Origin of the sequence: Anabaena lutea FACHB-196, from assembly GCF_014698305.1 — a bacterium.
GTDB lineage: Bacteria > Cyanobacteriota > Cyanobacteriia > Cyanobacteriales > Nostocaceae > Anabaena > Anabaena lutea.
On record NZ_JACJST010000012.1, the window covers coordinates 126,637 to 150,454 of the forward strand.

Here is a 23,818-nt window from a genome sequence, read left to right on the forward strand (position 1 = left end):
ATAAGTATTCAAACTGACACGATATTACTATTACTTCCTGAATTCTCCTGTAATTATGCTTACAGAAAATCTCACCCTGATTTTATTTTCTCACTGGCAGCAAACAATCCAATCCTTCGATGTTAACTACTTAGCAGCACATCAAGCTTTCAATCATCTAGTTACAGCTTATTCTAGCTCCAATCGCCATTACCACACACTGGAACACATTTATTACATCCTTAACACTATTAATACTTTGCAAATTTACGCCCAAGATTTGCCCTCTGTCCAACTTGCAGCCTGGTTTCATGATGTAGTGTATGACACTCAAGCTCAAGATAACGAAGAAAAAAGCGCTGATTATGCGGAACAGATGCTGAAGAATTTAGGGATTTTACCTAATAAGATTACTAAAGTCAAAAGTTTGATTTTAAACACCAAAAACCACAAAGCAGATAATTTAGATAGCCAGGTTCTCATTGATGCAGATTTAGGGATTTTGGCTACTGAACCAGTCACTTATCAAAAATATGCCCAAGCCATTCGCCAAGAATACGCATGGGTATCAGAGGCAGACTACATCATAGGTCGTCAGCAGGTTTTAGAAAGATTTTTGCAGCGGCAACGGATCTACTTTACACCTTTGATGTTGGAAGTGGCTGAAGCATCGGCTCGTTTGAATATTCAGGTAGAAATTGATACCCTAATAAAAACTACTGGGTCTAGCTTTCAGTTAACATAACGCTTGGGTAACAGAAAACCTGCAAACCTGTCGTCACATCAACGCAAAAACCAGACCCAGTATGAAATCTTAGCAGACTATCAATTCTTAGCGTCTACCGCGATAAGGAACTGCATTCAGGTAATCAATGTCATATGCAGATAGCTTTTGTGCGTAATTACCCTTACCAGACAGTGATGCAGCCATATCCGCATATTTGCCTGGATCGCCTTCTGCCATGCGCTTTTCTTTAGCTTTGCGGGTGTAGTATTTTTCCAAAGTAAAGCGCCAGTCGGTTGTGACTGTACCTGCTGTTTCTTGGAAGTCTTCACCGTAGCGAGGTGTGACTAAGTTGTAGGGACGACCTTCTCCACGCTTGCGCTGGTAAGGTACAGTGTTGTCACCAAAGCTGCTGGTATACTCTTCGCTGTCTACTAAAGCATCAACAAAGCCGCTAAAACCTTTTGTACCAATGACAATTGACCAAGCAATTTCTTCAGCTTTGTTGTAAGCAGAACGACCCAAAAGGCGCTTGAGGGTGATGTCTACTAGACGATAGTTGTTATTAACGGATACAACTAAACGATAGAAAGCCTCAGATTTAGCTAAACCCCGGATGAAGTCTCGCACAGAGAGAGAGCCGTTTTTCAGCTGAGATTCTAGGGTTTTTTGACGGTTAAACTTGAGAATTTCATGTTCGCTGAAAACTTGGCGATAACCAGCCCAAATGATGCTTTGAATATCAGTGTAAGAACTAATATCTTCTACACGGTAGATATATGGAGTATCTTCATTTAGGTCAGAAGCACCGAAACTGCTAACACGGTGATTTTGAGTGGTAGGTTTGTATTGAAGTAATGGCAGTGCCATGCTGCGTTATTCCTCTTATTAACAAATTAAACTTTGAAAACTGAAAGAGGCTTGATTACTCAGATTCCTCATTCACGCTTTATCTATTTTCCCGCATTAGGTTACACACCTATTTCCCAGATTTAGCGCACAGGAAAACTAGCGCTGGGACTGACGGAAACTGGAATACCTTGGGGCTTGGTTTCCCTGCTGGTATCGGGAATTTTAATGTTCGCAGTACTAACTGGTGTGTGGGTGACAGTTCTAATGCTGACGGAATTAGCCATTTTGAAGAAGTCTTGGATACTTCCTGGCTTGTAGCGTGCATCTTCTAGCTTGTCGCGCCAGTAGTTCGCATAGCGGGGTGTGACCAAATTGAAAGGTCTATCTTTATAGCGTCGCCGTTGGTAGGGAATAATATTCTCACCAAAGCTGCTTTGATATTCTTCAGAATCTAGTAAAGCATCAACAAAGCCGCCCCAACCAACGGTAGCAATTTTGATTGACCAAGCAATTTCTTCATCTTTGTTGTAAGGCGCACGTCCTAACAACCGCTTGAGACCAATTTCAACCAAGCGATAGTTGGAGTTGCTCTGAATTACTAAACTTTGGAAGGCTTCAGACTTAGCCAAACCTCGGATAAAGTCCCGCACCGTGATGGCTTTATTCTTTACCTGAGATTCTAAATTAATCTGACGGTAGAATTTCAGGATGACGTGTTCGCTGAACAACTGCCGATAAGCCGCCCATATTAATTCTTCAACTTCGCCACCCGCAGCATAGTCTTCTATGCGGTAAATTCTGGGGGTGTCATCGTTGGGAACTTCGTAACCAGAAACACGCTGGTTTTGTGAACTGGGTTTATATTCTAGTAAAGGTATTGCCATATTTCAGGGGTGTTGTGATTTGTGAGTTGTCAGCCGTCAATTATTCTTTAGTAATGATTAACGACCAATGACCTAATTCCTCTGGGTTCCAGGTATGTAACGATAGGGTAGGGCAACTGCTACAGCTTTGATAGTTGGTTGCTCTGTACCTATTTCGCGGGTGGTATCGGGAATTTCCAGGGTTGTGATTTGGGAAGTAACCGAGGCAATTGTGCGCTGATAGTTACGTTCATTGGGGATAATTGTTCCTGCCATTGCAAAGAAGTTAGCAGGAATTGCCTTCCGAATATCTTCTGTGGTTAAAGATCCTGAAGTACGAGCGCTGTAGAAAGAACGACCAGCCAGTCCCAGGATGTTTTGGGTATCGCGCCAGTAGGCATTATAGCGGGGATTGACTAGGTTAAACGGTCTTGAACCGTAGCGGCGACGTTGAAAAGGTACGATGTCATTACCAAAGTTTTCTAGGTACTCGTCAGAGTCTAACAAGGCATCAATAAAACCATGTAGTCCCTTGGTGGCAATCACAATTGACCAAGCAATTTCTTCGTCTTTGTTGTAGGCAGCCCTTCCTAAAAACCGCTTTAAGATGATATCCACTAAGCGGTAGTTAGAGTTGAGGTCTGCTATTTGAGTACGGAATACTTCTGACTTACCCAAGCCCCGAATAAAATCCCGAACGTTAATTGCCCGATTTCGCATTTGCGATTCTAAAAAGCTTTGGCGATTGCTCTTTAAAATTAGGTGTTCGCTGAAAATCTGCCGATATGCTGCCCAGATGATGCTGTCAATATCTGTATCTGAGGTGGCATTATCCAAGCGGTAAATAGTTGGAGTGTCTTCGTTGGGAACTTCGTAGCCATCTACCCGCTGGTTTTGCGAGGAAGGTGAATATTCTAGCAGTGGTATTGACATCTTTACTTTTACCTTTTTTTATGCTAAATAAAGCAGTCTATTGATGGTAATACCAAGTTGGTATAGTTAGTATTTTTTGAGATTCTGGAAAAAGCCTATTAATCCCAAATCTAAAATCCACAATTGGTATAAGCCAACTGCACGCGAGCGCGGACTGCCTTTTCGTTATCATTAGCCAACATTTCTTGGAGTTTAGTCAAAATAGACTGTCTCACATCGACTATTTTCGCTAAAGCTTGTAAACCGACAACGGCAGCATAACGAATTGACCAGTCTGTGTCTTGGGAGATTAACAGCAGTGTATCTAAGGCGCTATTGATGGCTGTTTGACTTTTGGGAAAATCTAACTTATGCCAGTTTAAGTTACCTAGTCCTTTAGCCGCTGCGCGGCGGACACTAGGGGCAAAGTCAGTAGCAGCAACTGTGATTAATACGTCTATTGCACGGGGATCTGCGATCGCTGCTAAAGTGCGAATCGAATAAGCCCGTGCGCCATAGTTATAATCATCTATTTGCTCTAGCAATTGTGGTACTGCTATTTCTCCTAACTCAATCAATCCAGCTACTGCCACTGCTGCCGCCCCTGGGTTGTTATAACCAAAGACGGCAATTAAGGTGGGAATTGCTGCGGCATCTTTGGCGGCTGCTAGGTTCTGCACGGCTGTCAGCATTTGGGCTGGTGTTTCCGCTAGGGTGACAGCACGAATTAGTTCATCCATTTGTCAGTTGTCATTGGTCACTTGTTAGCAAAAAACAACTTTGTGGGCGGGGAAACCCCGCCCCTAACACTGACTACAACAGTGAATCCATCAGCTTCATGACTCTGATGGCCTCATCAGCAACACCAACATCATCGAACTTATCTGGAAGTTGATGCTCTAGCAATCCTTTGAGGGCAATAAGTTTGAAGCTATTTTCTGCTTTAGATTGTGCGATCGCATTTGCGGCTGCTAGATACCCGATTGCCCCCAAGTCCCCTAAAACAACACGGCGCAATTTTAAATCACCTGCTTCCAACATTTTCACCAACAGATCACCATAGCTGGTATCTTGTGTCAGTTGGTACATGGCTCTGGCTGCGGAGCATTGTACTCGTGGAACCGGATGCTTGAGAAAAGGCTGAATCAGGGAAATAGCCTCAGTTGCACCAATAGCTCCCAAGGCTTCTAAAACTGCTTCATAAGGCTGGGCTAGATGAGGACGACCAGGTACTTGCACTGCTTGGGAAACACCGCCATCAAGCAGTTTAATCAGTGCGGGTATTGCTGTTGGAGCGCGGAGCATTTCCAGCGATTGGACTGCTGCTTCACGGACATAAAAATCAGAGCATTCTAAGCACTTAATCAATGCTGGTACAGCTTTGGTATTTCCCAATTTCCCCAAGCTTCGGGCTGCATTGCGTCGTAACGGATAACCACCGAGTTCTGTTTTGTCGGCTTCATCTTCTAACGCAGCAATGAGTGCATCTACAACTTCTGGCTGACTGATCCGAAACTTACCCAACCACCAAGCAGCATAATAGCGGAGACTTAAATCTGGTGATTGCAGATTAGCAATTGCTATCTCTGGTGTTAACTGTGTCCCGTTTTCGACCGAGTATTCTTCTGCACTGGGTTCTATCATTGCCAGAGCGTTAGTTTTCCTCTGCTGAACTCAATGGTTCAATCTTGACGATTCTGCCACCTAGACGGGTAATCCGCTGCATTTCTTCGTTCATCCGGCTATAGGGTACGGTGATGAACACGCTACCACTACGACGAATGTTGAATTGATTTTTGTCGGTTTCTTGATTTTGGCGCAAGCCTACTACTTCGTAACGAAATACTCGGCTTGCAGATGAAGAAACGCTACCAGAACCAAGTGTGGTTTGACCGAACATTGCTTCTAATCTCCTCTTGATGAATTTTGCCGACAAAAAGCCCATTTTAGATTTCAGAAAAGCCAAATTTTAGATTTTTTGCTACTGAATCAATCTAAAATCTATTAGCCCACTAATTCGTCTGTGGGTACAATCCAAAACTAAAATCTAAAATCTAAAATTCACCTTACGTTGATGTGATGCTGACGATTTTCCCGCCTTGCTTGTGAATTTGCTGAATCTTGTCAGACAGTCGCTCGTAAGGTACTATAAATGCTGTGCTACTCCGCCGTACACTTGGGTAACCTGGACTGCGAATCCCTGTTACTTCTACTCGGTAAACACGATCCGATTGCCCTACAGAATTGCCTAAATTTTGCTTAGGAGCATTATCCGCAGATGGACGGAAATTCCAGTTATCATTGCTGCCTGAAGGTCCAACAATTGAAGAAGACTTATTACTTGCCAACTCCTGTGCTAACCGAGATCTAGTTCCTTCAATTTGAGCGGTATCGCTATTGGCGTAACCCCGGTATAAACGAAACATCCGGGTAAACCCAGCGATGCTTTGCCCTGGTTGAGTGGCAAAACCACGATAGTAAGGAACAACATTGTCACCAAAGCTGTTTTGGTACTCCTGAGAATCTATGTAGGAGTCAATTTCAGCGTCGTAACCTTTGTTAATGTATAAGTCTAAGTGGTATGTCACTTCAGACTCATCATAGGGAGCGCGACCCAACAAATGTTTATAGTTGAGTTCTATCAACCGAGTTTGGAAACTGTTATAAAAGAATTTGGCTTTGTAGAGTTCTGATTTAGCAACGCTCCGCACGAACTCCCGCACTGTTAGGTTGCCATCGCGCAACAGTGATTCTGCGCTGACCAGGCGATCTGATGCCAAAATATAGTCGTTTCCTAAGACTTGCCGATATACGGCTTGGATCACCAATTCGACTTCTTCGCGGCTGGCGTTGGGGCGCAGTTCAACTCGACGTGCCTCACTATAAGGCTCTGTTCCCAGCCTCGATGCTGCTGTTGTAATTGCCATTTTTTTCCCCTATTTTATTTGCCCTACGGTTTTTGTGACCGAGTGCTGGCTGAATAAAGCTTGTTATTTATACCTACATAAAACTATGCCCGGAGCCAGATCCAACTGCTAGGTGATCCAGCGCGGTCTTGGGAACTTGCCCATGAGCCACTGGCTAACCCCGAAGGGTTGATTTCATCCAGCACTTGTATCCCTCTCCGGGCATGACGCTATCTAGCTGAGAGCGTTGATTGCGTAGTCAAGGTAGGTGTTAGCTTCGTTAGCAGCTTGACCACTCAAGCCATGATTGCTCTTGATGTACTTCAGTGCTTCTACATACCAGCTGGGAGACAAATCAAACGCGCTGTTGATTTCAGCCAAACCAGCAATCAAGAATTCATCCAAAGGACCTGTACCACCAGCAACTAAGCTATAGGTAACGATGCGTAGGTAGTGACCAACGTCACGAGCGCACTTGGACTTACCACGGCTATCAGATGCAAATTGAGCGCCGGGGGTAGAGGTGGTGTAAGGGAACTTTTGGTATACAGCACTGGTTGCGCCATCAATCAATTTTTGAGCGTTAGCTGTTAAACCGCGAGCAGCTTCCATGCTTGCAGCAGCACGTACAAAACGTCCATTAACTGCTTGCAATTCGGTGTTGCTTAGGAAACGTCCTTGGGTATCAGCAGCTGCGATTGCTTCGGTAATTGGTGTTTTCATGTTTTCTTATCTCCTTGATTGTTTCTTAGCTTTTTTTACTTGGAGAAAATCTCCAACTCTCAGCCTCTAGGCTATTTGAAGTTATTAACCAACAGCCGCAGCAGCGCGATCAAAATAGCTAGCCAATTCAGAAACTAACGATGCACAATCACCTTTGGTGATACCGTTGGGATCGTTAACAATAGAAATTGCTGCTTCTTTCATTTTGCCAATACCAACTGCTACAGAAGCACCGGGAGTACCCAAAGATTGGTAGGTTTCGCGTAAGCCGTTCAAGCAACGATCATCTAAAACACTAGAGTCACCAGCCAATGCAGCGTAGGTAACATAGCGTAAGATGATTTCCATGTCGCGCAGACAAGCTGCCATGCGACGGTTGGTGTAAGCGTTACCACCATTAGCGATCAACTGGGGTTGTTCTTCAAACAAAGCACGAGCTGCGTTGGTAACAATAACTTTAGCGTTGCTGGTGATGCGGTTAACGGTATCTAAACGCTTGCTGCCTGAAGCTACAACTGCTGCTAGTGCATCTAGTTGCTCGGTGCTGAGGAATTCGCCTCTAGCGTCAGCTTGGGAAACTACCTTGGAAAATACATCTAATGTCATGGACTCTATTCTCCTAATTACTTAGTTGAGAGATGTTTTGATTAAAACTGTGGATGTTTTATCAATTTGGAATTGGCTGACAGCAAACTATAATTAAACGGCCTATTTACTTAGTTTCTCAACTCTTCGGCATGATGTGCCAGAAATTATGAGAATCAGAGGTAATTTTATGAGAAACAACTAAATCTGGTGAATTAGCGGCATCGTTTAACTTTTATTTGTTGTTTAACCCCTTCAGATTAGTTTATACAATGCTATAGATCCTTTATTTATTACAAATTATGAATAAATAAGATGTGGCAATAAGAAATGCCTCAAATCCTTTACATACAAGGACTTTAGCTGAGAAAAGTTAGATATTTTTGTTACAAAACTTTACAATAAGTGAGGATAAGCAAGAATTTTAGGGCTTTAATATTATTTCAAGATTGGTCATAACCCTTGTCAGGACTTAATTTTACGGCTTTTAATGAAATTTACAGTTTCACCAGGTTTTGTTACAGAATGTAAATGTTACATTTCTAAATTTTTTACAAGCCTTTGTCATAATCCTCCCTGGGGAGATGGGGAGGAAGTTCACGAATCCCCAATCATCGGCGACGAAGAATGTCTAGCAAGGTGATCAAGGATTGGGGAAGGGTTGCGGTAGCTTCAATCCAATCTCCAGATACTGGATGCTGTAACTTGAGTCGCCAAGCGTGCAGTGCTTGACCGGGCAAATTTACCCCCACGGAATGACCAGAACTATAAATAGGGTCGCCGACAATAGGATGACCCATTTTGGCGCTGTGGACACGAATCTGATGAGTGCGTCCTGTTTCTAATTGGAAGTGGATTAACGTGTAGTTACCCAGGCGTTCTCGAATTTGCCAGTGAGTGATTGCTGATCTTCCCCCTTGTTCTATGGGGACAATTGCCATTTTTTTACGGTCTTGGGGGTGACGACCAATGGGTAAGTCAATGATGCCATTTTCAGTTTTTGGCGCACCGTAAACCACCCCTAAATATTCTCTTCTGGCAGTTTTTGCTTTTAGTTGTGCTTGGAGGTGTTGATAAGCGATATCTGTTTTAGCGATCGCGATCGCTCCAGTAGTATCCTTATCCAATCGGTGAACAATTCCTGGACGTTGAACGCCACCGATTCCCGGTAAATTAGGACAGTGAGCTAATAGAGCATTCACCAAAGTACCATCTGGATGTCCGGGTGCAGGATGAACTACCAAGCCTGCGGGTTTGTTGAGAATCAGTAACTGGTCGTCTTCGTAGAGAATATCCAACGGTATAGCTTCTGCTACCAATTCCAAAGGTTGTACTGCTGGAATTTCCAGGATTATGCGATCGCCTGCTTTGAGATGAATTTTTTTAGATGTGCAAACTTTGTCATTGAGTTGGATATGACCCTGTTCAATTAACTGTTGAATACGAGACCGGGATAAATCTGGTAATTCTTCGGACAGGTAACGATCAAGGCGTTCAGTTTTTTCTTCGACTTGGAGATTAATAGCGGTCATCCGATTTTTGGTTTTTGATTTTAGATTTTGGATTCACCCCACGGATTCCGGGGGCTTGAGGATTTTGGATTCACTCCATAGATAAATCCGAGTTGTGCTATCCAGGAATTATTGGTCACAAATCGCTTAACTTTAAACTGCTCGATTCGTGAGGAATACACTGATTTTAACAACATCAGTAATTCTCGATCACACTGGATACTAATTTTAAAAAAAGAGAATTATCAATACTCATCCTGAGGCTGTTTCATGTTGGGTAACACTCCACAATCCATAAACATCCTGATGGTGAATTCTCGAAGCCGAAAAGAATAAAACAACTACCGTATTAGCTGTAAATCTTATTTCTACCAAATAGAACAAATCGGAGCTTTTTAAATTTAAATTTTCAGACAACAGAGGAGTGATCTTAGAAGCAGCAGAGGAAAAAAAGGTTTTAGCCTTTACCAAAAATAAACCTGATATAGCTCATAAGTATAACAGATTATTACCAAACAATACTTATTTATCCCAGAAACTAATTATAGCAATCCGAACTTTATTTCTGTATAACTTACGGGAGGCGTAGCCATATTTACTGAGGTGTGTAGGAAAGAAAAGTGGTAGATGAGTAGGTCGTTTTTTACCAAAAAATATAATTCCTATATATTCCCACGCAGTTACGTTAAGCATTTGTTTATTCTCTCTGTGTTGCGCCAGTTACTACAATTCGGGGAACCCGTCCAAAGCACTGGCTCCTCTGTAGTTAGTTTTAAAGAATTACTTTGACCAAAAACTTATGCTTAACAAAAACCTATTGCTACATAGTGCGGGAAAAATAGATAATTGAGGTACTTTCTTCTTGATCTTGTGTCATTTAATTACTCTTTTTTAAAACTACGTAAAATTTTCTCTCAGAAGAAATTACGGTTAAAATAGAGTTGCCCAAAATTTTGATTTTTTCTATTAACTTCAATTTTTCATAATAGGTTTAAAATACTTTTTTATTTCTCTGATAAATCTAGAGTAACCTGAAATTTAGTAAGTAATAACTGAGCGTCTACCATTTAACTAAAAATGGCTGTTTTTTAGGTGTTTACTATGCAGAGGAGAGTCAACTGCCACAAAAGACTAAACCAAAGTCCTAGAACCGTAAAGACTTGATTGTTCTCTTTTACTGATAAAGGAGTCCTATTTGATTTTTGGAAAAAACGACCAACACATCTATTTATCTCCGTTTCCTATTGCCTATTACTTGTTAATTTCTTCCCTGCGAGAAGCCACTCTGCATGGGTTTTGGCCGTATCCTGCGGGAAGCTGCTCCGCATCTACATTTAATCGGTATTCTTCGGGTAGAAAGGGAGATAAGAGTCTCTAAGTTCTCTTATATAGCAACAGACAGGGCGGTTAGGACACCAACTGATTATAAAACCTAGACACCAAAAGACTTTTCAAATTGTCACCTGTCACCTGCTGTAGATGCTACCTCTAGCAGAGAGTAAGTTACGGCAGTTGTAAAGTAAGTACAGTCTAGCCAAAAATACAGAAAGGAAATCTGATTTTTGGAATACTGTTTTCTAGCAACAATTTCAGACTTTTGGCTTGGCAAGTTTGGTGTGGGGTGTGGGGTGTTGGGTATTGTGTGATCTGGATCAGGACTTGCTATACTCACCCCAATATAAACCGTTATCTTGATCTGGCAGTACGTCCACTTTAGACCGGTGTGAATCCCCAACGGGTGGTTCACAAATTGTAGTTGAAAATTTTATTTGAGCTTAGAGCCGTGCTAATGAAAACGCTTCCTATTAGTAGATACAGATTTTTCCAAAAGCTACAACCCCTATCTCTGTTGAAAAAAATCACCAGTAAGTCTGTGACTGGTTGTCTACAAGTATTTAGCACTTCAGGGGCTTGGTCTTTATATGTACAAGAGGGTAAGCTCATTTATGCTTGCTACTCAGAACAAATGTTTGAGCCGCTATATAGAAACTTGCAGCGATTAAGTCAACAAGATTCTACTCTGCCGAGAGAGATTAATGAGCAGTTGCAGACAATATTTGAAAGAGGTGTGGAAAATCAATCTATACCGAATCCAGATTACTTAGCTATTTGCTGGCTAGTTAACGAGAAATATCTGAGTCCCTTACAAGCCGCAATGTTAATTGAGCAATTGTCTCTAGAATTTCTAGATTCGTTTCTGAAAATAGAAGAAGGGAGTTATGAATTTATCCCTGAGAGTTTTCTGGATGATCTACCCAAATTTTGTCATTTGAACTTGCGCTTATTAGTCGAAAAGTGTGAAGCTGGCGTAAAAATTTCGCGGGAGCAGTTTTGGCAGCAGAATCAGTCTAAGACACGCACCGCAACAGAAGTACAATTACCCCCAATTAGTAATAGACAAGTCACCGCTGACAGAAATAAGCAAAATTACTCACGACCTACGAACAAAAGAAATTACACAATTTTTTGTGTAGATGATAGTCCGATGGTTTTAAATGCCATTAGAGGTTTTCTAGACGAGCAAATATTTTCTGTAATTGGTGTTACCGATTCTTTAAAAGCTTTAATGGAAATTTTCCGCGTCAAACCAGACATGATTTTGCTAGATGTGACAATGCCAAATTTAGATGGGTATGAAGTATGTGCTTTATTACGAAAACAGGCATCTTTTAAAAATACACCCGTGATTATGGTGACAGAAAAACCCAGCTTGATGGATAGAGCCAAAGCCAAGCTGGTCAGAGCTTCTGGTTGCATGACTAAACCTGTTAATCAAGGTGACTTACTAAAAATCATCTTTCAGCACATGGTTTAAAATACTCACAGTCAAGATGACACTGGACGACATCCAGCTAAAATGCTGTGCATCTTCACAACCGCTCCAATGACTGCGATCGCCGGGGCGCTAAAACCAGTCTCTTCTACTTGCTCAACTATTGTCCCTAATTCACCAATTAATTCTTCTTGTTCTGGACGAGTACCCCATCGTACCAAAGCAATCGTCGTCTCTACGCTTAATCCAGCCAATGTTAATTGCTCCACGATATAAGGTAGATTGTGGATACCCATATAAATCACAATTGTTTCTGAACCTTGAGCGATCGCTTGCCAGTTAACTGCCGGTCGATATTTACCCGCCGACTCGTGACCCGTTACAAATGTCACTGATGAACTATACAGACGATGAGTCAAGGGAATACCAGCATAAGCTGCTGCCGCAATTCCGGCTGTGATCCCTGGCACAACTTCCACGGCAATTCCTGCTGCTACCAATTCTGCCATTTCTTCCCCACCGCGCCCAAAGATAAAAGGATCGCCACCTTTCAAGCGCACGACAATGGCATGATCCTGAGCTTTTTCAATCAGCAGTTGACTGGTTTCTTCCTGCAACAGTGAATGTCTCCCCATCCGCTTACCGGCGTTAATTTGCTCTGCTTGGGGATTAATCATCTCCAGAATTGCGGGACTTACCAAAGCATCATAGATAACGACATCTGCACATTGCAACAAGCCTTTTCCTTTCAGAGTCATGAGTCCGGGATCACCGGGGCCTGCACCGACTAAATAAACCTTACCCAAAAACTTTTTCCTCTTCTGTTGATAAATCGCAAATTAAATCAGCTAGTTCTGCACTTGCTCCTAGAGGTGGCACTAATTGAAATTTCACCCCCGGAAATTGTAATTTTAGCGCTTCTACTGATTTCGCGATCGCATCGGTTATGCCACCAGTAAATAAAAAGTATGGCAGAATCGCAATTTGTCTATAACCACGAGCGACTAGCTCTTTCACTCTTGATTCTAAATTCGGAAGTACAGACCAATAAGCAGCTATTGCTCCCAAACTCGCAGCCATATTTTCTACAGGCTGTTGGGAACCAGAACGACGGCTACCATGAGATAACAGAATTGATGCCTCTACTTTGATGTTAGCCATTGTCGGCATCAGCAATTTCTCTAAATCGGGATGACTACCTAAATATGGTTTTAGGTCAATGATCATATCTTGACCAAGTGCTTTTTCTGCCATTGCTATTTCTGCGGGAATATCTGTCATCACATGAACTCCCGGCAAGAGAAATAACGGAATAATCTTTAGGTAGTTGTATCCATAGGCTAAAGCACTTTCAGCAAAATCTTGAATCTGCTGGTGTAAAGGTTGCTCATTTACTTCTAATGTCGCTGTCCCTACTAAATTTTCACCACTTGGTAGCTTCTGACTTACAAGCTGGGCTAGTTGCTGCATAGCAATATCTGGTCGTGGATCACGACTTCCGTGAGATACCAAAAGATAGGCAGAAGGCATAGGCAAAGGTACAAATTTAGTACTGAATATTACGTAAATTTTAACCTGGTTAAATGAGCAGCCGTGAAGAAAGTTGCTCCCCACAACATTTACCCATCATTTTCCACAATTGCCCCAAGTAGAGATGCGATCGCTTTTTCAATCCGTTGCCATCCGCTGGGTGAACTGAAATCAATTCCTAAAAATGTGTCGTTGACTTTGGTTCGGAGAACTAGATAAACAATTCCCGCAATCAAAACCGCACTGATAGCAGGGATATCTTGATCTGGGGGGAAGGAATGCTTCTGCTTCAGAAATTCTAAACTCTCAATCGCTACCTGATCTCGCACCGTTGCCAACTCATGGGTTAACTCATTACCTTCCAGCAATTCCCAGCGCACTATTTCTTGCGTGATAGGTCGTTCTTGCAAATCATACAGAAAGCGCGTCAGCAATAAAACCATCGAATCAGCCAGTGATTTATCATTAACGGCTGTTTCATCTGCAATTAATTCTGCAACCGTAATCCAGTAGTTGCCTTCCTTGCCAAAGGTGCGTAGCAACGAGGGGAGATTCTCAAAATATCGATAAATCAAAACCTTATCAACCCCAGCTTCACGAGCGATCGCATTTACCCCCAGTTGCTTAAAACCTGATTCTGCTAAAAGTTTACCAACCGCAGATAGAATTCGTGCTTTTGTCTCTTCTTTGTCTCGCGCCATAAATCATTCTCATTTACTTGTCACCAACTGGTGACTATGATACTATATCACTGATCGGTGACTTAAAAGACTAAAAATGCAAAAAATTACCTTTGAGTTAGAGGTGTATTCTTTCCACATTGATTTTCTCGGTCATGTTAACAACATTGTTTATATTCAGTGGATGGAAATTGGACGAACAAAACTACTGGAAGCCGTTGAGATGCCAACACAGCAAATCTTGAAACAAGGGTTTGCTCCGGTTTTGGTTCAAACCAACATCACCTACAAATTACCGCTCTATTTGGGCGAACGTGTACAAGCAGAAATGTGGATTTCTGAACTGAAAAATGCTTCTGCTATTATGCAGTTTTGTTTCTATAACGAACAGAAAATATTAGCCGCAGAGGGATGGCAAAAAGGATTGTTTGTGGATAAAGAAACAATGCGCCCAAGGCGGTTACGCCCGGAGGAACGTTCTTTGTTCATACCTTATGTACATCCAAAGGTGGATTCTCAAGGCGCTAATTTACTGATTGGTACGTTATAAAACGATGAGCATTGTTTTTTGGATATTGTTTGGTTTAGTAGGTGCAATTTCATTTATTACCCTCACTCGAATTCAGCCAAAAAAAGAATCACAAATCCTTGCAATTGGGCTTGTTGTTGCTGCAATTATTTATATTGGCTTTGCGATTGGGGGCGGTGCTAACCAATTATGGATAGTAATTGAAGTTGCTGGTGTGGGAGTTTATGGACTACTTGCCGTATTAGGACTGCGTTATTCAAACTGGTGGTTGATGTTAGGTTGGATGGCTCATCCACTCTGGGACATCGGGCTACATCTAGTTAATCAAGGTGCAGTATTTACTCCAGCTTGGTATCCAATTGCTTGTATTAGCTTTGATTTACTTGTAGCAAGTTACATTGCTGGTGTGCAGTTAAATCTATTCAATTTAAGAAAACCTGATTATGAATCTTGAACTTAAACATCAAAGGTTATTGAAAATTCTGCTAATTGCCAGCATCATTTCTACAGGTATTCACTTCACTGATAATTATCTATTTATTAAGCAATATCCACAACCAGCCTGGATTACGGCTCCTTCAATTTATCAATCATGGCTCATTCTCACAGCCATAGGAATTACTGGGTATTGGTTGTATAAATATCGAAAGTATTGGCTCTCTTATGCCTGTCTGTTGGTCTACTCATTTACAGGTTTAGCAAGCCCAGGACATTATCTTTATGGAAAGATGTCGCAATTCACAGCAAAGATGCATCTGTTTATTTGGACTGATGGGTTAACTGGTTTAGCAATATTAGGATTTATTGTCTGGTCAGCACTAATCCTCAAACAGTGGCTGCAAGAACCTAGTACCGCTTTCTCGGAATTAAAAATTAAAAATTAAAAATTAAAAAAAGCAGACTTTCCTGTTCTCTGTTCTCTGTTCTCTGTTCCCGAATTACGAATTACTTAACAGCTTTGTCGTTAAAGCATTCATGTGTCGCCATAATTGAGTTCCACCAGCCCACGAGTGAGAGGGTAAGTTTCCTTTAGGTACTGACCAAATAAGCAGGAAATTATGAGTGGGTGAGTTAGATTTAGTCAAATTCCAGCCAACTGTGGCGCAAAACTGCCCATAGTCGCTGCCACAGCTTAGGTAAATTTGTGTTTGCACGGTGAAACCAAAATGCCCTTGGCTGTATTTCTTCCATAATTGATCAATTATCTGTAAATCTTCACAGGGTAAGTTTTCCAAATCGCTATTAAATAAATAGCTACCAGCAGGCTTGGATAAAGCCTGACACATCACTGTCCAAGTTTCTTGATCTGCTTGCTGCCATTGCCTAGTAGCGAGTAAATTTCGTAACCGCTTGTAATCAACTCCTGCGGCTGAATACAGGGTATTAACTAACGATCGCTTAATTGGTGCTTTTGTATTAATTGCTGCTAGAACTTCAGTAGCAGATTGGTAGCGTTGGGGAAGGGCATTTTGCAGGAGTTTATCGAGAATTGCACTCAGGTTTTCTGTAACAGTATTTCCAGGAAGTAAATAATCTCGCCATATCCAGCGATCGCTAGTAACATCAAATAAATCAAAGGGAGAAATGCCAGTTAATAAGTAAATACAACTCACTCCCAAACTATAGAGATCACTCGCTGGTAAGGCTTTACCGCGCATTTGTTCAGGAGCCATATATTCAGCACTACCTACTGTTGTCCCAGTATTTACCAAAGCTGTAGCGGTGATTTGTTTAGCAACGCCAAAATCAATCAAAACTAGATTCCCAGGGGTAGATAATTCTATGCTATTTGCTGGCTGAATCTGACTATTGGGTACTGCTTTACCTCGCTTTGGTTTACGAAATAAAGATTCCATGTTACCAACAGTCATAGTAGAGCCTTGATTAAATATTGCAGTTTCAGAAATTTGTTGAGGAACTGAAATATCAATCGATCCTAAATTCTCCGGCGTGTGTTTTCGCATGATATTTGCTGGCTTAATATCCCGGTGAATCACTTGTCGAGAATGAATAAATTGCAGTACGGGTAATAAATCTTGGAGCAATTGCCAGATATGTGCTTCACTAAATACACCCTGTTGTTGTAATTCCTGCGCTAATGTCTGTCCGGTAATTAATTCTTGTACCAAATACAACTGATTTTCTTGTTCAAAATGTGCCAGCAACTGGGGAATTTGGGGATGTCGCAACTCATCCAAGCGGACTGCTTCCTGACGAAATAATTCTGCGGCTTTACCAAAACTGGATGTATCAGCATCTGGAAAGCAAAGTTGTTTAATCACACAGAAAGGACGAGAGGGGATGTGTTCATCCACAGCCAAAAAAGTTCTGCCAAAACCACCCTGTCCAATAGGATAAAGTGGGTAATAACGCTCTTTAAGCAATAAAGGCTGGCCACATTTAAGACAAAATTTAGCAGAATCTGGATTTTGCGGGTACAGACAAGCAGTACAGAAACTCATTACAAGGTGGAGTTTTTCTAGGGATCTTTATATATACAAGTATTGCCAACTATTGCCCCCTTTGTTGCCCAAAAAAGAAGTTTACTGAATTAGAGATGTAAAATTTAAACAGGCTTATCCGCGCGGCGACGAGAATAAGCCTGTGTCCGACGTTCGACACAAATGGTTTCCAGCCCCCGACTACAGTCGTGGAGAAGAAAAAAGACATTCCTTGCTGGAATCCCCTGGCTTTAGACATGGGGTGTAAGAGCGTCCCCGTGTCTTCTTCAATCATTGTTGTTCAGCTTTGTAAGTATAAAAGTTATCAAATGCACCTACACTCTCAAATTTGTAGTTAGGTAATAAATTATCAATTTTTATTTCAGTTCGATACAAGCTAAAAATCACATAATTCTGTCTGGCTGTAGTCGCAGCAATAATGTCTCGAATCTGGGGATTAGCCGAATCAACCAATTTATTGCAATTCAATTGGATGAGATTTTGCAAGAAATTCGGCGTTTTTTGGCAAACATCGGTTTTTAAGTAAGTCGTCAAGCGTTGTACTGCATACTTTTCATATTCAGCCTGTTCAGGATTTGTATTCGCCATTGCCACTCCCAAAACGGCGATTCCTGCGGCTCCTACAGATGCAATCATAGTCCAGGCTTTCATATAGTTTCAATCTGATGTGGTCTTTATATTGTCAAGACTACAAGTAAATTGAAAAAGTTCTGGAAAAATATTGATCATTTTGCCAAGCTCGTGCTATATTCAGATAGTGAATGGCGAGCGTAGCCAAGTGGTTAAGGCAGTGGTTTGTGGTACCACCATTCGTGGGTTCAAGTCCCATCGTTCGCCCTGTTATTTTAATAATTCTCATTGTTTTAATTGACCCCGCGATGCTCAAGAAGTAAATTTTGTGGCAGGATCTAAATTTTTGTTGCAAAACTTAATTACATCGGCGTAGCCTGCGGTCAGGATTATTATGAATTACAAATTACGAATTAACCGGGACAGGTGCTACACCTGTCCTAGTATTAAATTGTTAATTCCGACCAAGTTTTTTGACCAACTACACCATCTACCAATAAATTGCGTTGATTTTGAAAGGCTTTAATCGCTGTCTCTGTCAGGGGTCCAAAAATTCCATCGATGCGGATACCATAACCGTTGGAAACTAACAGCCGTTGCAATATTCTCACGGACATACCGGAACTACCAAAATACAAAATCGGCATGGATTGCCGATTATAGGCTTGGTATCGTGATAACTTTACACCATCCTTACCTATTGTGGAAATATCCTGGGACTCAGCTACCTTTAAGGAATCGAGGGATAGGTGCTTTTGTCTAATTTGCTTGAGTATCTTTTCCCGTTTGAGTGCGAGTGTTGAGATTTTAGGTTTCTCCCTTTCATTTGTCTCGATGACTTCAGGTGGCGTGATTTGAGGAGTGGGAACTAACTGAGATAACTGACTATTTGCTGATTTGTGAACGCCATTTTCCAGATGAAATGGTCGCTGCTGCGGCAAAGGAGGTAAGGTTGGTTGTGTGGTGTTTAACACGCCTGTCATCAGCAGGCCAATTTCAGTCATTGTAGTTCATCTCATATCTTGCACCTATAAGGATAAACCAGGAGTAGACAAACAAAGAGAGTGAAAGTATGACTCTAGATAAAGAGGCATAATTTACGCAGTAAGAAGTTCCTTAAATCACAAAAATCTAAATCATAAACCCTATGAAATATGGAGTCTCAGTTGATAATGACAAGCTGGTATTTCGTGGATGAGATATGTATTGGGTTTTATAGCACTAGAATTTCTTAGCTACATTGAAATACCTGTGTGTTCTACATTAATAGATTTTAAATGGATAAATAGTGCTTGATTGAGTCATCATTCAGACATTTATTTTGTCAGGGAAAATAACATGAATATTTTTATAAATCTATATTTATTTTGACTAACAAAGTCGCATTATAGGAATAATATTTGATTTAGGAAAGATAAGCCTAAATAATACCAGTTTAGATGTAGGATGGTAAAAGACTGACTGCAAAGCTAATGCAGTTTTGCATCCATAGCAACGGACAGGGCGGTTAGGACACCAAGCGATTATAAAACCTAACAATAAATCGAGGGCGGGGTTTCCCCGCCCGTACAGGCTTGGCGATGAAACCCCGTACCTCATAACAGCAGGAAGCGCTGTAGGATTATGCCCTGTAATTTCAGTTTTGGGTAATCAATTAATGAGTACAGGTGTAGCGATCGCTCGACCACTAACCTAAACTGGATGGAAATAGAAGGCGAAACCCAAAACCGTATAAGTGGCTAAAAGTAAAGTTCCTTCCAACCAATTAGACTTACCATCGGAACTAATGCTATTGGCAATTAACACCGATACGACTACTGCCACTAATTCAAAGGGATTGAAATCCAAATCCATCGGCTGACCCATGAAACGCCCAGCAATCACTAAAACAGGGGCGACAAATAGGGCAATCTGCATACTTGAGCCTACAGCTACAGATACGGAAAGATCCATTTTATTTTTCATCGCCACTGTCACGGCTGTAGCGTGTTCAGCAGCGTTACCGACGATGGGAAGCAAAATTACCCCTGTAAATAATGCTGTTAAACCTAACTTAGACGTGGCTACTTCTAAAGTCTCAACTAGCAATTCTGACTCTAAAGCTACTAGCAGGGTACATACTAGCAGTATGGCAGTCCAAAGCCAAAGATTTGGTTTTTCATGGGCGACTTCTGGTTCTGCTTGTTCTTCTTCTGTCTCAGCTACACCTACATCATATAAATAGGCGTGGGTTTTCATAGAAAATAGCAGGGTTAAGGCGTAAACCAGAATTAACACCACAGCAACAGCAAGGGAAAGATTTTGCACTGTTATTTCACTAATTCCCACTGATGTGTAATTCATCGCCGTTGGTAATAGAATCGCAATTACCGCCAAGTTCATCGATGAAGCATTTACCCGCGCTACAACTGATTGGAATGTTTGTTCTTTATAACGCAGTCCACCCAAAAGCATGGAAAAACCCATGACTAGGAGTAAGTTACTGATAATCGATCCCGTGACACTGGCTTTAACTACATCGATTAGCCCCGCATTCAGGGCAACTAAGGCAATAATCAGTTCTGTAGCGTTGCCAAAGGTGGCGTTCAACAAACCCCCCAATGAAGGACCGGCGACCACGGCAATTTCTTCTGTAGCTGTACCCATCCAAGCAGCTAGGGGAAGAATTGCTAGTCCAGCGGTGATAAAAACTATTAAGTCTCCCCATTCTAGAAAGTGAGCAGTTAGGGAAATAGGGATAAAAACTAATAAGCCGAGAAAAAGGATGTTTTTAGCTGACATTTGGCATCTCGAATTTTGAGTATCAGTTACAAATGCCTGTGAGGAATTGAAACAGCAATCTGTAACCAGACTCTAGAATACTCTCAACTGTCGGTGAAGCTATTCCCAAATTTTACCATTTTGATCATAATCAGCTGATAGAGTTTGCTAGTCAGGTGAGGTACAAATTTATCTAGGTGTATCTGTCTTGAAAAGTTGAGCCACTTGCTTGCGGGGGTTCCCAGAGTTGTGCAAAGTGGCGTTCCTACGCAGGGTTTCCCGGCTTTCACGAGGAACTTTTCGCTGCGGTTAATTCTTTCTGGCTGTACCTCAGTGGATGAGAGCATCGCCGATACATAAAATAAGATTGCGATTTAATTAGTTATTGCAATGTTTTGTTGCAAAAGTATGGATTCAAGCCTGGGTTTTATCGCAAAAATGAGTTTTAATAGGTTAAAATACCATTAATTTTATTGGCTGATTCAGGTTACCAGTGATAAAATTCCTGCTATGAGACTTGATTCCATAGTTGATGACTATTTGTCTGCGGGAAATGGCTGCGCGATAATGCAGATTTATCCGAAAATTTCAACTATTTTGGCAAAAATAACTATTTAGCCTGATTTCATAGCTGTTGTTCATACCGGATTTTGTGAAAAAACCACCGTAAAAAGCATACATAACAAGATTTTCGCCACATTTACTTACCATTTTTTTTGGATAAAAATATCATGACTTCTGCTGCTGAACTGCCAGTTAGCTCTGGCTCAACATCGACATTACACCAAGATTCCCAACAAATTGCTGATAATGATCCCCTGAAAAAATCCCAGGGTGTGTATGTAACGGTTCATGGTCATTTTTACCAGCCACCACGAGAAAACCCTTATTTAGATGCAATTGAACGCCAACCGAGTGCGACCCCTTTCCATGATTGGAATGAACGCATTCATAGGGAATGCTATCGCCCCAACGCCTTTGCCAGAGTGCTAAATGACAGAAACGAGTTGGTGGGGATCGTCAATAATTATGAGTACATGAGCTTTAATATTGGTCCAACGCTGATGTCGTGGTTAGAACGCTACGATAGGTCAGTTTATCAGCGGATTTTGGAGGCTGATGTTAAGAGTAGTCAACGTCTGCATGGTCACGGCAATGCGATCGCGCAAGTATATAATCACATCATCATGCCTTTGGCCAATGAACGAGATAAACATACTCAAATTCGCTGGGGTAAAGAAGACTTCAAATCTAGATTTGGACGTGATCCCGAAGGAATATGGTTGGCGGAAACGGCTGTAGATTATGCCACCTTAGAAGCTTTAGTTGCCGAAAAAATTCGCTTTATTGTCTTAGCACCATCCCAAGCCCAACGTTGTCGTCCTCTGGCTAATGAAAATGATCCCCACCATGAATGGTGCGAAGTCGGTGGTAGTCAGATTGATCCCACCCGTCCCTATCGTTGTTATTTAAAGCCTAGCCTCAGCATTGCATCTTCTCCATTGAGTACAACTAAAGCAACTACCTCAGAAGCGACAGAAGGCTTACCGTACATTGATATCTTCTTCTACGATGGTCCGATTTCACGGGATATGGGTTTTAGTGATGTGGTTTATAATTCCCATCACTTCGCAGGTAGAGTTGGTGCAGCAGTGCGCGGGGATCATCGTCAGTCCCAATTAATTTCTGTAGCTACAGACGGGGAAACCTTTGGACATCATAAAAAGGGAACTGAGAAAACTTTAGCCTATGCTTTTGTTGGCGAGTTTCCCCGTCATGGTTGGACGGTAACTAACTTTGCTCATTATCTGAGTTTAAATCCTCCGACTTGGGAAGTGGAATTAAAGTCAATCACCGCCTGGAGTTGCGCCCACGGTGTCGATAGATGGCAGGATGATTGTGGATGTGGTGGGGAAGGTGGGGTATGGCATCAAAAATGGCGACGGCCGTTACGAGATGCCTTAAATTGGCTACGAGATCAGTTAATTGAGGTGTTTGAAGAATATGGCGGGCAGTTATTTCGTGATCCCTGGTTAGCGAGGGATGAATATATTGAAGTGCTGCGCGATCGCTCTCCTGCCAATATTAGCCGTTTTCTTTCTCGTCATCAAACCCGGAAACTACAAGCAGCAGAACAAGTAGATGCTTTGCGTTTATTGGAAATGCAGCGTCATGCTTTGCTGATGTTTACTAGTTGCGGTTGGTTTTTTGAAGAAATTTCTCGCCCAGAAGGAACACAGATTCTCCGTTATGCTGCTCGTGCTTTAGAATTAGCGGGAGATGTGGCAGGTGTGCAGTTAGAAAAAGCCTTCCTCAAACGTTTGGGTTTAGCCCCCAGCAATGTGGAACACTTTAAGCATGGTGGAGAAATTTATCGTCAATTGGTGCTAACAGCCCAAATTGGTTTTAAGCAAGTTGCTGCTCATTATGCAATTACTTCCCTATTTAACAATCACAAAAATACATCTTCTCCACGAGATCCAGATAAACATCCCCATCCTCACCAAAAGCGTGTTTATTGTTATACCGCTAATGAATTAGATTACCAAATGCAACGCATGGGATCGTTGACTATGGCGGTAGGACATTTGAAGCTGGTGTCAGAAATTACTTGGGAGAGTGAAAATTTAGTCTTTGCTGTTCTCCATTTGGGGGGCTGGGATTTTCATTGTTGTATTCAACAATTCACGGGCAGACGTGACTACGGCCAATTGAAAGATCAGCTATTGGCATCACTAAAACAAGCGAGTGCAGCACACGCTATCTTAGTAATGACGCAGCTATTTGGGGATGAAGCTTTTAGTTTGCAAAATTTATTTGCCGAAGAACGACACAGAATTATGCGGCTATTAAGCCAAGAAACACTGACAAGATTAGACCAGCTATATACCCAAGCATATCGTGAAAATTACGGTGTGATTATGGCATTTCACCGAGATGAGTTAGCAGTTCCCCAAGAATTGCAAGTGGCAGCGGAGATTGCTTTGGGTTATCGCTGTATGATGACATTAAGGTCTTTAGAACAAGATATTGGCGAAGCAGAATCAAGTTGGAATCATATTGGAGAATTAGAAGCGATCGCTACTGAAGCTAAACATCTGCGTTGTCACCTGAATACTCCTGACGGTAAGCAAATCATAGAACAGTTAATTGTGCGATCGCTATGGCAAGTCTTACACGATAATAACGGTACATTTGGGACAGATATCCAACGTCTAGAAAAGTTGATAGATGTAGGGCATCAGCTAAATCTTGGCATTTCCTTAGAAAAATCCCAAGAACTCTACTTTAGCTGTTTGCATAGTCAAATAATTCCCATGTGTCTCAGCAACTTTAACAATCAAGCAGAAACAGATCACTGTCGTCAACTACTGAAATTAGGGCAGAAATTAGCCGTCGATGTCAGCATGATTGAGAAAAAATTAGCCTAGATTTGTTGGGTGGGCAATGCCCACCATT

Annotated in this window: 23 protein-coding genes and 1 tRNA gene; 7 read left to right on the plus strand and 17 right to left on the minus strand. The window is 41.7% G+C overall.

What is annotated here, in order from left to right:
- Positions 1-55: 55 nt before the first annotated feature.
- Positions 56-724, plus strand: a complete 669-nt coding sequence (locus H6G59_RS14525; RefSeq protein WP_190715536.1) for an HD domain-containing protein — start codon at positions 56-58, stop codon at positions 722-724.
- A gap of 87 nt (positions 725-811) precedes the next feature.
- Here the strand turns inward: H6G59_RS14525 and H6G59_RS14530 are convergent, their stop codons facing one another.
- The 10 genes from H6G59_RS14530 to H6G59_RS14575 form a co-directional block, all read right to left on the minus strand.
- Positions 812-1,573: a phycobilisome rod-core linker polypeptide gene (locus tag H6G59_RS14530; RefSeq protein WP_190715538.1), complete on the minus strand. Its 762-nt coding sequence runs from the start codon at positions 1,571-1,573 to the stop codon at positions 812-814.
- Between the two features lie 122 nt (positions 1,574-1,695).
- Positions 1,696-2,439 carry a phycobilisome rod-core linker polypeptide gene (locus tag H6G59_RS14535; protein WP_190715540.1) on the minus strand — a complete coding sequence of 248 codons (744 nt, stop codon included), beginning with the start codon at positions 2,437-2,439 and terminating at the stop codon, positions 1,696-1,698.
- Between the two features lie 72 nt (positions 2,440-2,511).
- On the minus strand, positions 2,512-3,351 hold the full coding sequence (locus H6G59_RS14540) for a phycobilisome rod-core linker polypeptide (protein WP_190715542.1): 840 nt from the start codon (positions 3,349-3,351) through the stop codon (positions 2,512-2,514).
- A 110-nt stretch (positions 3,352-3,461) separates the two neighbouring features.
- A complete protein-coding gene (locus H6G59_RS14545) occupies positions 3,462-4,070 on the minus strand; it encodes a HEAT repeat domain-containing protein (RefSeq protein ID WP_190715544.1) in 609 nt (202 codons plus the stop codon).
- 73 nt (positions 4,071-4,143) lie between these two features.
- Complete coding sequence (locus tag H6G59_RS14550) at positions 4,144-4,974, minus strand: HEAT repeat domain-containing protein (protein WP_190715546.1); 831 nt, start codon at positions 4,972-4,974, stop codon at positions 4,144-4,146.
- Positions 4,975-4,984: 10 nt separating this feature from the next.
- Entirely contained in the window at positions 4,985-5,230 is a 246-nt protein-coding gene (locus H6G59_RS14555) for a phycobilisome linker polypeptide (protein WP_190715549.1), read from the minus strand.
- Positions 5,231-5,396: 166 nt separating this feature from the next.
- Positions 5,397-6,257: a phycobilisome linker polypeptide gene (locus tag H6G59_RS14560; protein ID WP_190715551.1), complete on the minus strand. Its 861-nt coding sequence runs from the start codon at positions 6,255-6,257 to the stop codon at positions 5,397-5,399.
- A 213-nt stretch (positions 6,258-6,470) separates the two neighbouring features.
- Positions 6,471-6,959 carry a phycocyanin subunit alpha gene (gene cpcA / locus H6G59_RS14565; RefSeq protein WP_127055130.1) on the minus strand — a complete coding sequence of 163 codons (489 nt, stop codon included), beginning with the start codon at positions 6,957-6,959 and terminating at the stop codon, positions 6,471-6,473.
- 84 nt (positions 6,960-7,043) lie between these two features.
- Positions 7,044-7,565 carry a phycocyanin subunit beta gene (locus H6G59_RS14570; RefSeq protein WP_127055129.1) on the minus strand — a complete coding sequence of 174 codons (522 nt, stop codon included), beginning with the start codon at positions 7,563-7,565 and terminating at the stop codon, positions 7,044-7,046.
- 590 nt (positions 7,566-8,155) lie between these two features.
- Positions 8,156-9,076, minus strand: a complete 921-nt coding sequence (locus H6G59_RS14575; protein WP_190715553.1) for an RluA family pseudouridine synthase — start codon at positions 9,074-9,076, stop codon at positions 8,156-8,158.
- A gap of 1,768 nt (positions 9,077-10,844) precedes the next feature.
- On the opposite strand from H6G59_RS14575, the gene H6G59_RS14580 reads away from it, so the two are divergent.
- Positions 10,845-11,870 (plus strand): response regulator, encoded by a 1,026-nt coding sequence (locus tag H6G59_RS14580; protein WP_190715554.1) that lies wholly within the window; start codon positions 10,845-10,847, stop codon positions 11,868-11,870.
- An 11-nt stretch (positions 11,871-11,881) separates the two neighbouring features.
- Here H6G59_RS14580 and cobA read toward each other — a convergent pair whose 3' ends face one another.
- From cobA to H6G59_RS14595, 3 genes are all read right to left on the minus strand, one after another.
- Positions 11,882-12,634: a uroporphyrinogen-III C-methyltransferase gene (cobA, locus tag H6G59_RS14585; RefSeq protein WP_190715556.1), complete on the minus strand. Its 753-nt coding sequence runs from the start codon at positions 12,632-12,634 to the stop codon at positions 11,882-11,884.
- Positions 12,627-13,358: a sirohydrochlorin chelatase gene (locus tag H6G59_RS14590; protein ID WP_190715558.1), complete on the minus strand. Its 732-nt coding sequence runs from the start codon at positions 13,356-13,358 to the stop codon at positions 12,627-12,629. The genes cobA and H6G59_RS14590 overlap by 8 nt, the downstream gene beginning before the upstream one ends.
- An 89-nt stretch (positions 13,359-13,447) precedes the next feature.
- Entirely contained in the window at positions 13,448-14,059 is a 612-nt protein-coding gene (locus tag H6G59_RS14595; RefSeq protein ID WP_190715560.1) for a TetR/AcrR family transcriptional regulator, read from the minus strand.
- Positions 14,060-14,135: 76 nt separating this feature from the next.
- Here H6G59_RS14595 and H6G59_RS14600 point away from each other — a divergent pair, with 76 nt between their 5' ends.
- Genes H6G59_RS14600 through H6G59_RS14610 form a run of 3 tightly spaced genes read left to right on the plus strand, consistent with a single transcriptional unit; the run spans position 14,136 to position 15,451 of the window.
- Entirely contained in the window at positions 14,136-14,588 is a 453-nt protein-coding gene (locus H6G59_RS14600; RefSeq protein ID WP_190715562.1) for an acyl-CoA thioesterase, read from the plus strand.
- Positions 14,589-14,592: 4 nt separating this feature from the next.
- The gene (locus H6G59_RS14605; RefSeq protein WP_190715564.1) at positions 14,593-15,021 is read left to right on the plus strand and encodes a DUF6010 family protein; all 429 of its coding nucleotides are present in this window, start codon (positions 14,593-14,595) and stop codon (positions 15,019-15,021) included.
- Positions 15,011-15,451 (plus strand): hypothetical protein, encoded by a 441-nt coding sequence (locus H6G59_RS14610; RefSeq protein WP_190715566.1) that lies wholly within the window; start codon positions 15,011-15,013, stop codon positions 15,449-15,451. The genes H6G59_RS14605 and H6G59_RS14610 overlap by 11 nt, the downstream gene beginning before the upstream one ends.
- Before the next feature lie 54 nt (positions 15,452-15,505).
- Here H6G59_RS14610 and H6G59_RS14615 read toward each other — a convergent pair whose 3' ends face one another.
- Positions 15,506-17,029, minus strand: coding sequence for a protein kinase domain-containing protein (locus H6G59_RS14615; protein ID WP_190715568.1), 1,524 nt, complete (start codon positions 17,027-17,029; stop codon positions 15,506-15,508).
- Positions 17,030-17,299: 270 nt separating this feature from the next.
- Positions 17,300-17,680 carry a DUF4359 domain-containing protein gene (locus tag H6G59_RS14620; protein WP_190715570.1) on the minus strand — a complete coding sequence of 127 codons (381 nt, stop codon included), beginning with the start codon at positions 17,678-17,680 and terminating at the stop codon, positions 17,300-17,302.
- 113 nt (positions 17,681-17,793) lie between these two features.
- Between H6G59_RS14620 and H6G59_RS14625 the strand changes: the two genes are divergently transcribed.
- Positions 17,794-17,866: transfer RNA gene (locus tag H6G59_RS14625), tRNA-His, on the plus strand.
- 179 nt (positions 17,867-18,045) lie between these two features.
- On the opposite strand, the gene H6G59_RS14630 is transcribed toward H6G59_RS14625, so the two are convergent.
- Together H6G59_RS14630 and cax are read right to left on the minus strand one after the other, a co-directional pair.
- Positions 18,046-18,603 (minus strand): peptidoglycan-binding domain-containing protein, encoded by a 558-nt coding sequence (locus H6G59_RS14630; RefSeq protein WP_190715577.1) that lies wholly within the window; start codon positions 18,601-18,603, stop codon positions 18,046-18,048.
- 688 nt (positions 18,604-19,291) lie between these two features.
- Positions 19,292-20,380 (minus strand): calcium/proton exchanger, encoded by a 1,089-nt coding sequence (cax, locus tag H6G59_RS14635; protein WP_190715579.1) that lies wholly within the window; start codon positions 20,378-20,380, stop codon positions 19,292-19,294.
- Between the two features lie 710 nt (positions 20,381-21,090).
- On the opposite strand from cax, the gene H6G59_RS14640 reads away from it, so the two are divergent.
- Positions 21,091-23,790 (plus strand): DUF3536 domain-containing protein, encoded by a 2,700-nt coding sequence (locus tag H6G59_RS14640; RefSeq protein WP_190715581.1) that lies wholly within the window; start codon positions 21,091-21,093, stop codon positions 23,788-23,790.
- Positions 23,791-23,818: the final 28 nt, after the last annotated feature.

Coding starts and splice junctions, on each gene's coding strand:
- H6G59_RS14630 (WP_190715577.1), bottom strand. CDS start 18,603: ATGACTGAAATTGGCCTGCTGATGACAGGCGTGTTAAACACCACACAA.
- H6G59_RS14640 (WP_190715581.1), top strand. CDS start 21,091: ATGACTTCTGCTGCTGAACTGCCAGTTAGCTCTGGCTCAACATCGACA.
- cpcA (WP_127055130.1), bottom strand. CDS start 6,959: ATGAAAACACCAATTACCGAAGCAATCGCAGCTGCTGATACCCAAGGA.
- H6G59_RS14605 (WP_190715564.1), top strand. CDS start 14,593: ATGAGCATTGTTTTTTGGATATTGTTTGGTTTAGTAGGTGCAATTTCA.
- H6G59_RS14525 (WP_190715536.1), top strand. CDS start 56: ATGCTTACAGAAAATCTCACCCTGATTTTATTTTCTCACTGGCAGCAA.
- H6G59_RS14615 (WP_190715568.1), bottom strand. CDS start 17,029: ATGAGTTTCTGTACTGCTTGTCTGTACCCGCAAAATCCAGATTCTGCT.
- H6G59_RS14590 (WP_190715558.1), bottom strand. CDS start 13,358: ATGCCTTCTGCCTATCTTTTGGTATCTCACGGAAGTCGTGATCCACGA.
- H6G59_RS14620 (WP_190715570.1), bottom strand. CDS start 17,680: ATGAAAGCCTGGACTATGATTGCATCTGTAGGAGCCGCAGGAATCGCC.
- H6G59_RS14580 (WP_190715554.1), top strand. CDS start 10,845: ATGAAAACGCTTCCTATTAGTAGATACAGATTTTTCCAAAAGCTACAA.
- H6G59_RS14530 (WP_190715538.1), bottom strand. CDS start 1,573: ATGGCACTGCCATTACTTCAATACAAACCTACCACTCAAAATCACCGT.
- H6G59_RS14560 (WP_190715551.1), bottom strand. CDS start 6,257: ATGGCAATTACAACAGCAGCATCGAGGCTGGGAACAGAGCCTTATAGT.
- H6G59_RS14610 (WP_190715566.1), top strand. CDS start 15,011: ATGAATCTTGAACTTAAACATCAAAGGTTATTGAAAATTCTGCTAATT.
- H6G59_RS14545 (WP_190715544.1), bottom strand. CDS start 4,070: ATGGATGAACTAATTCGTGCTGTCACCCTAGCGGAAACACCAGCCCAA.
- H6G59_RS14550 (WP_190715546.1), bottom strand. CDS start 4,974: ATGATAGAACCCAGTGCAGAAGAATACTCGGTCGAAAACGGGACACAG.
- cax (WP_190715579.1), bottom strand. CDS start 20,380: ATGTCAGCTAAAAACATCCTTTTTCTCGGCTTATTAGTTTTTATCCCT.
- H6G59_RS14570 (WP_127055129.1), bottom strand. CDS start 7,565: ATGACATTAGATGTATTTTCCAAGGTAGTTTCCCAAGCTGACGCTAGA.
- H6G59_RS14540 (WP_190715542.1), bottom strand. CDS start 3,351: ATGTCAATACCACTGCTAGAATATTCACCTTCCTCGCAAAACCAGCGG.
- H6G59_RS14535 (WP_190715540.1), bottom strand. CDS start 2,439: ATGGCAATACCTTTACTAGAATATAAACCCAGTTCACAAAACCAGCGT.
- H6G59_RS14600 (WP_190715562.1), top strand. CDS start 14,136: ATGCAAAAAATTACCTTTGAGTTAGAGGTGTATTCTTTCCACATTGAT.
- H6G59_RS14555 (WP_190715549.1), bottom strand. CDS start 5,230: ATGTTCGGTCAAACCACACTTGGTTCTGGTAGCGTTTCTTCATCTGCA.
- H6G59_RS14595 (WP_190715560.1), bottom strand. CDS start 14,059: ATGGCGCGAGACAAAGAAGAGACAAAAGCACGAATTCTATCTGCGGTT.
- H6G59_RS14575 (WP_190715553.1), bottom strand. CDS start 9,076: ATGACCGCTATTAATCTCCAAGTCGAAGAAAAAACTGAACGCCTTGAT.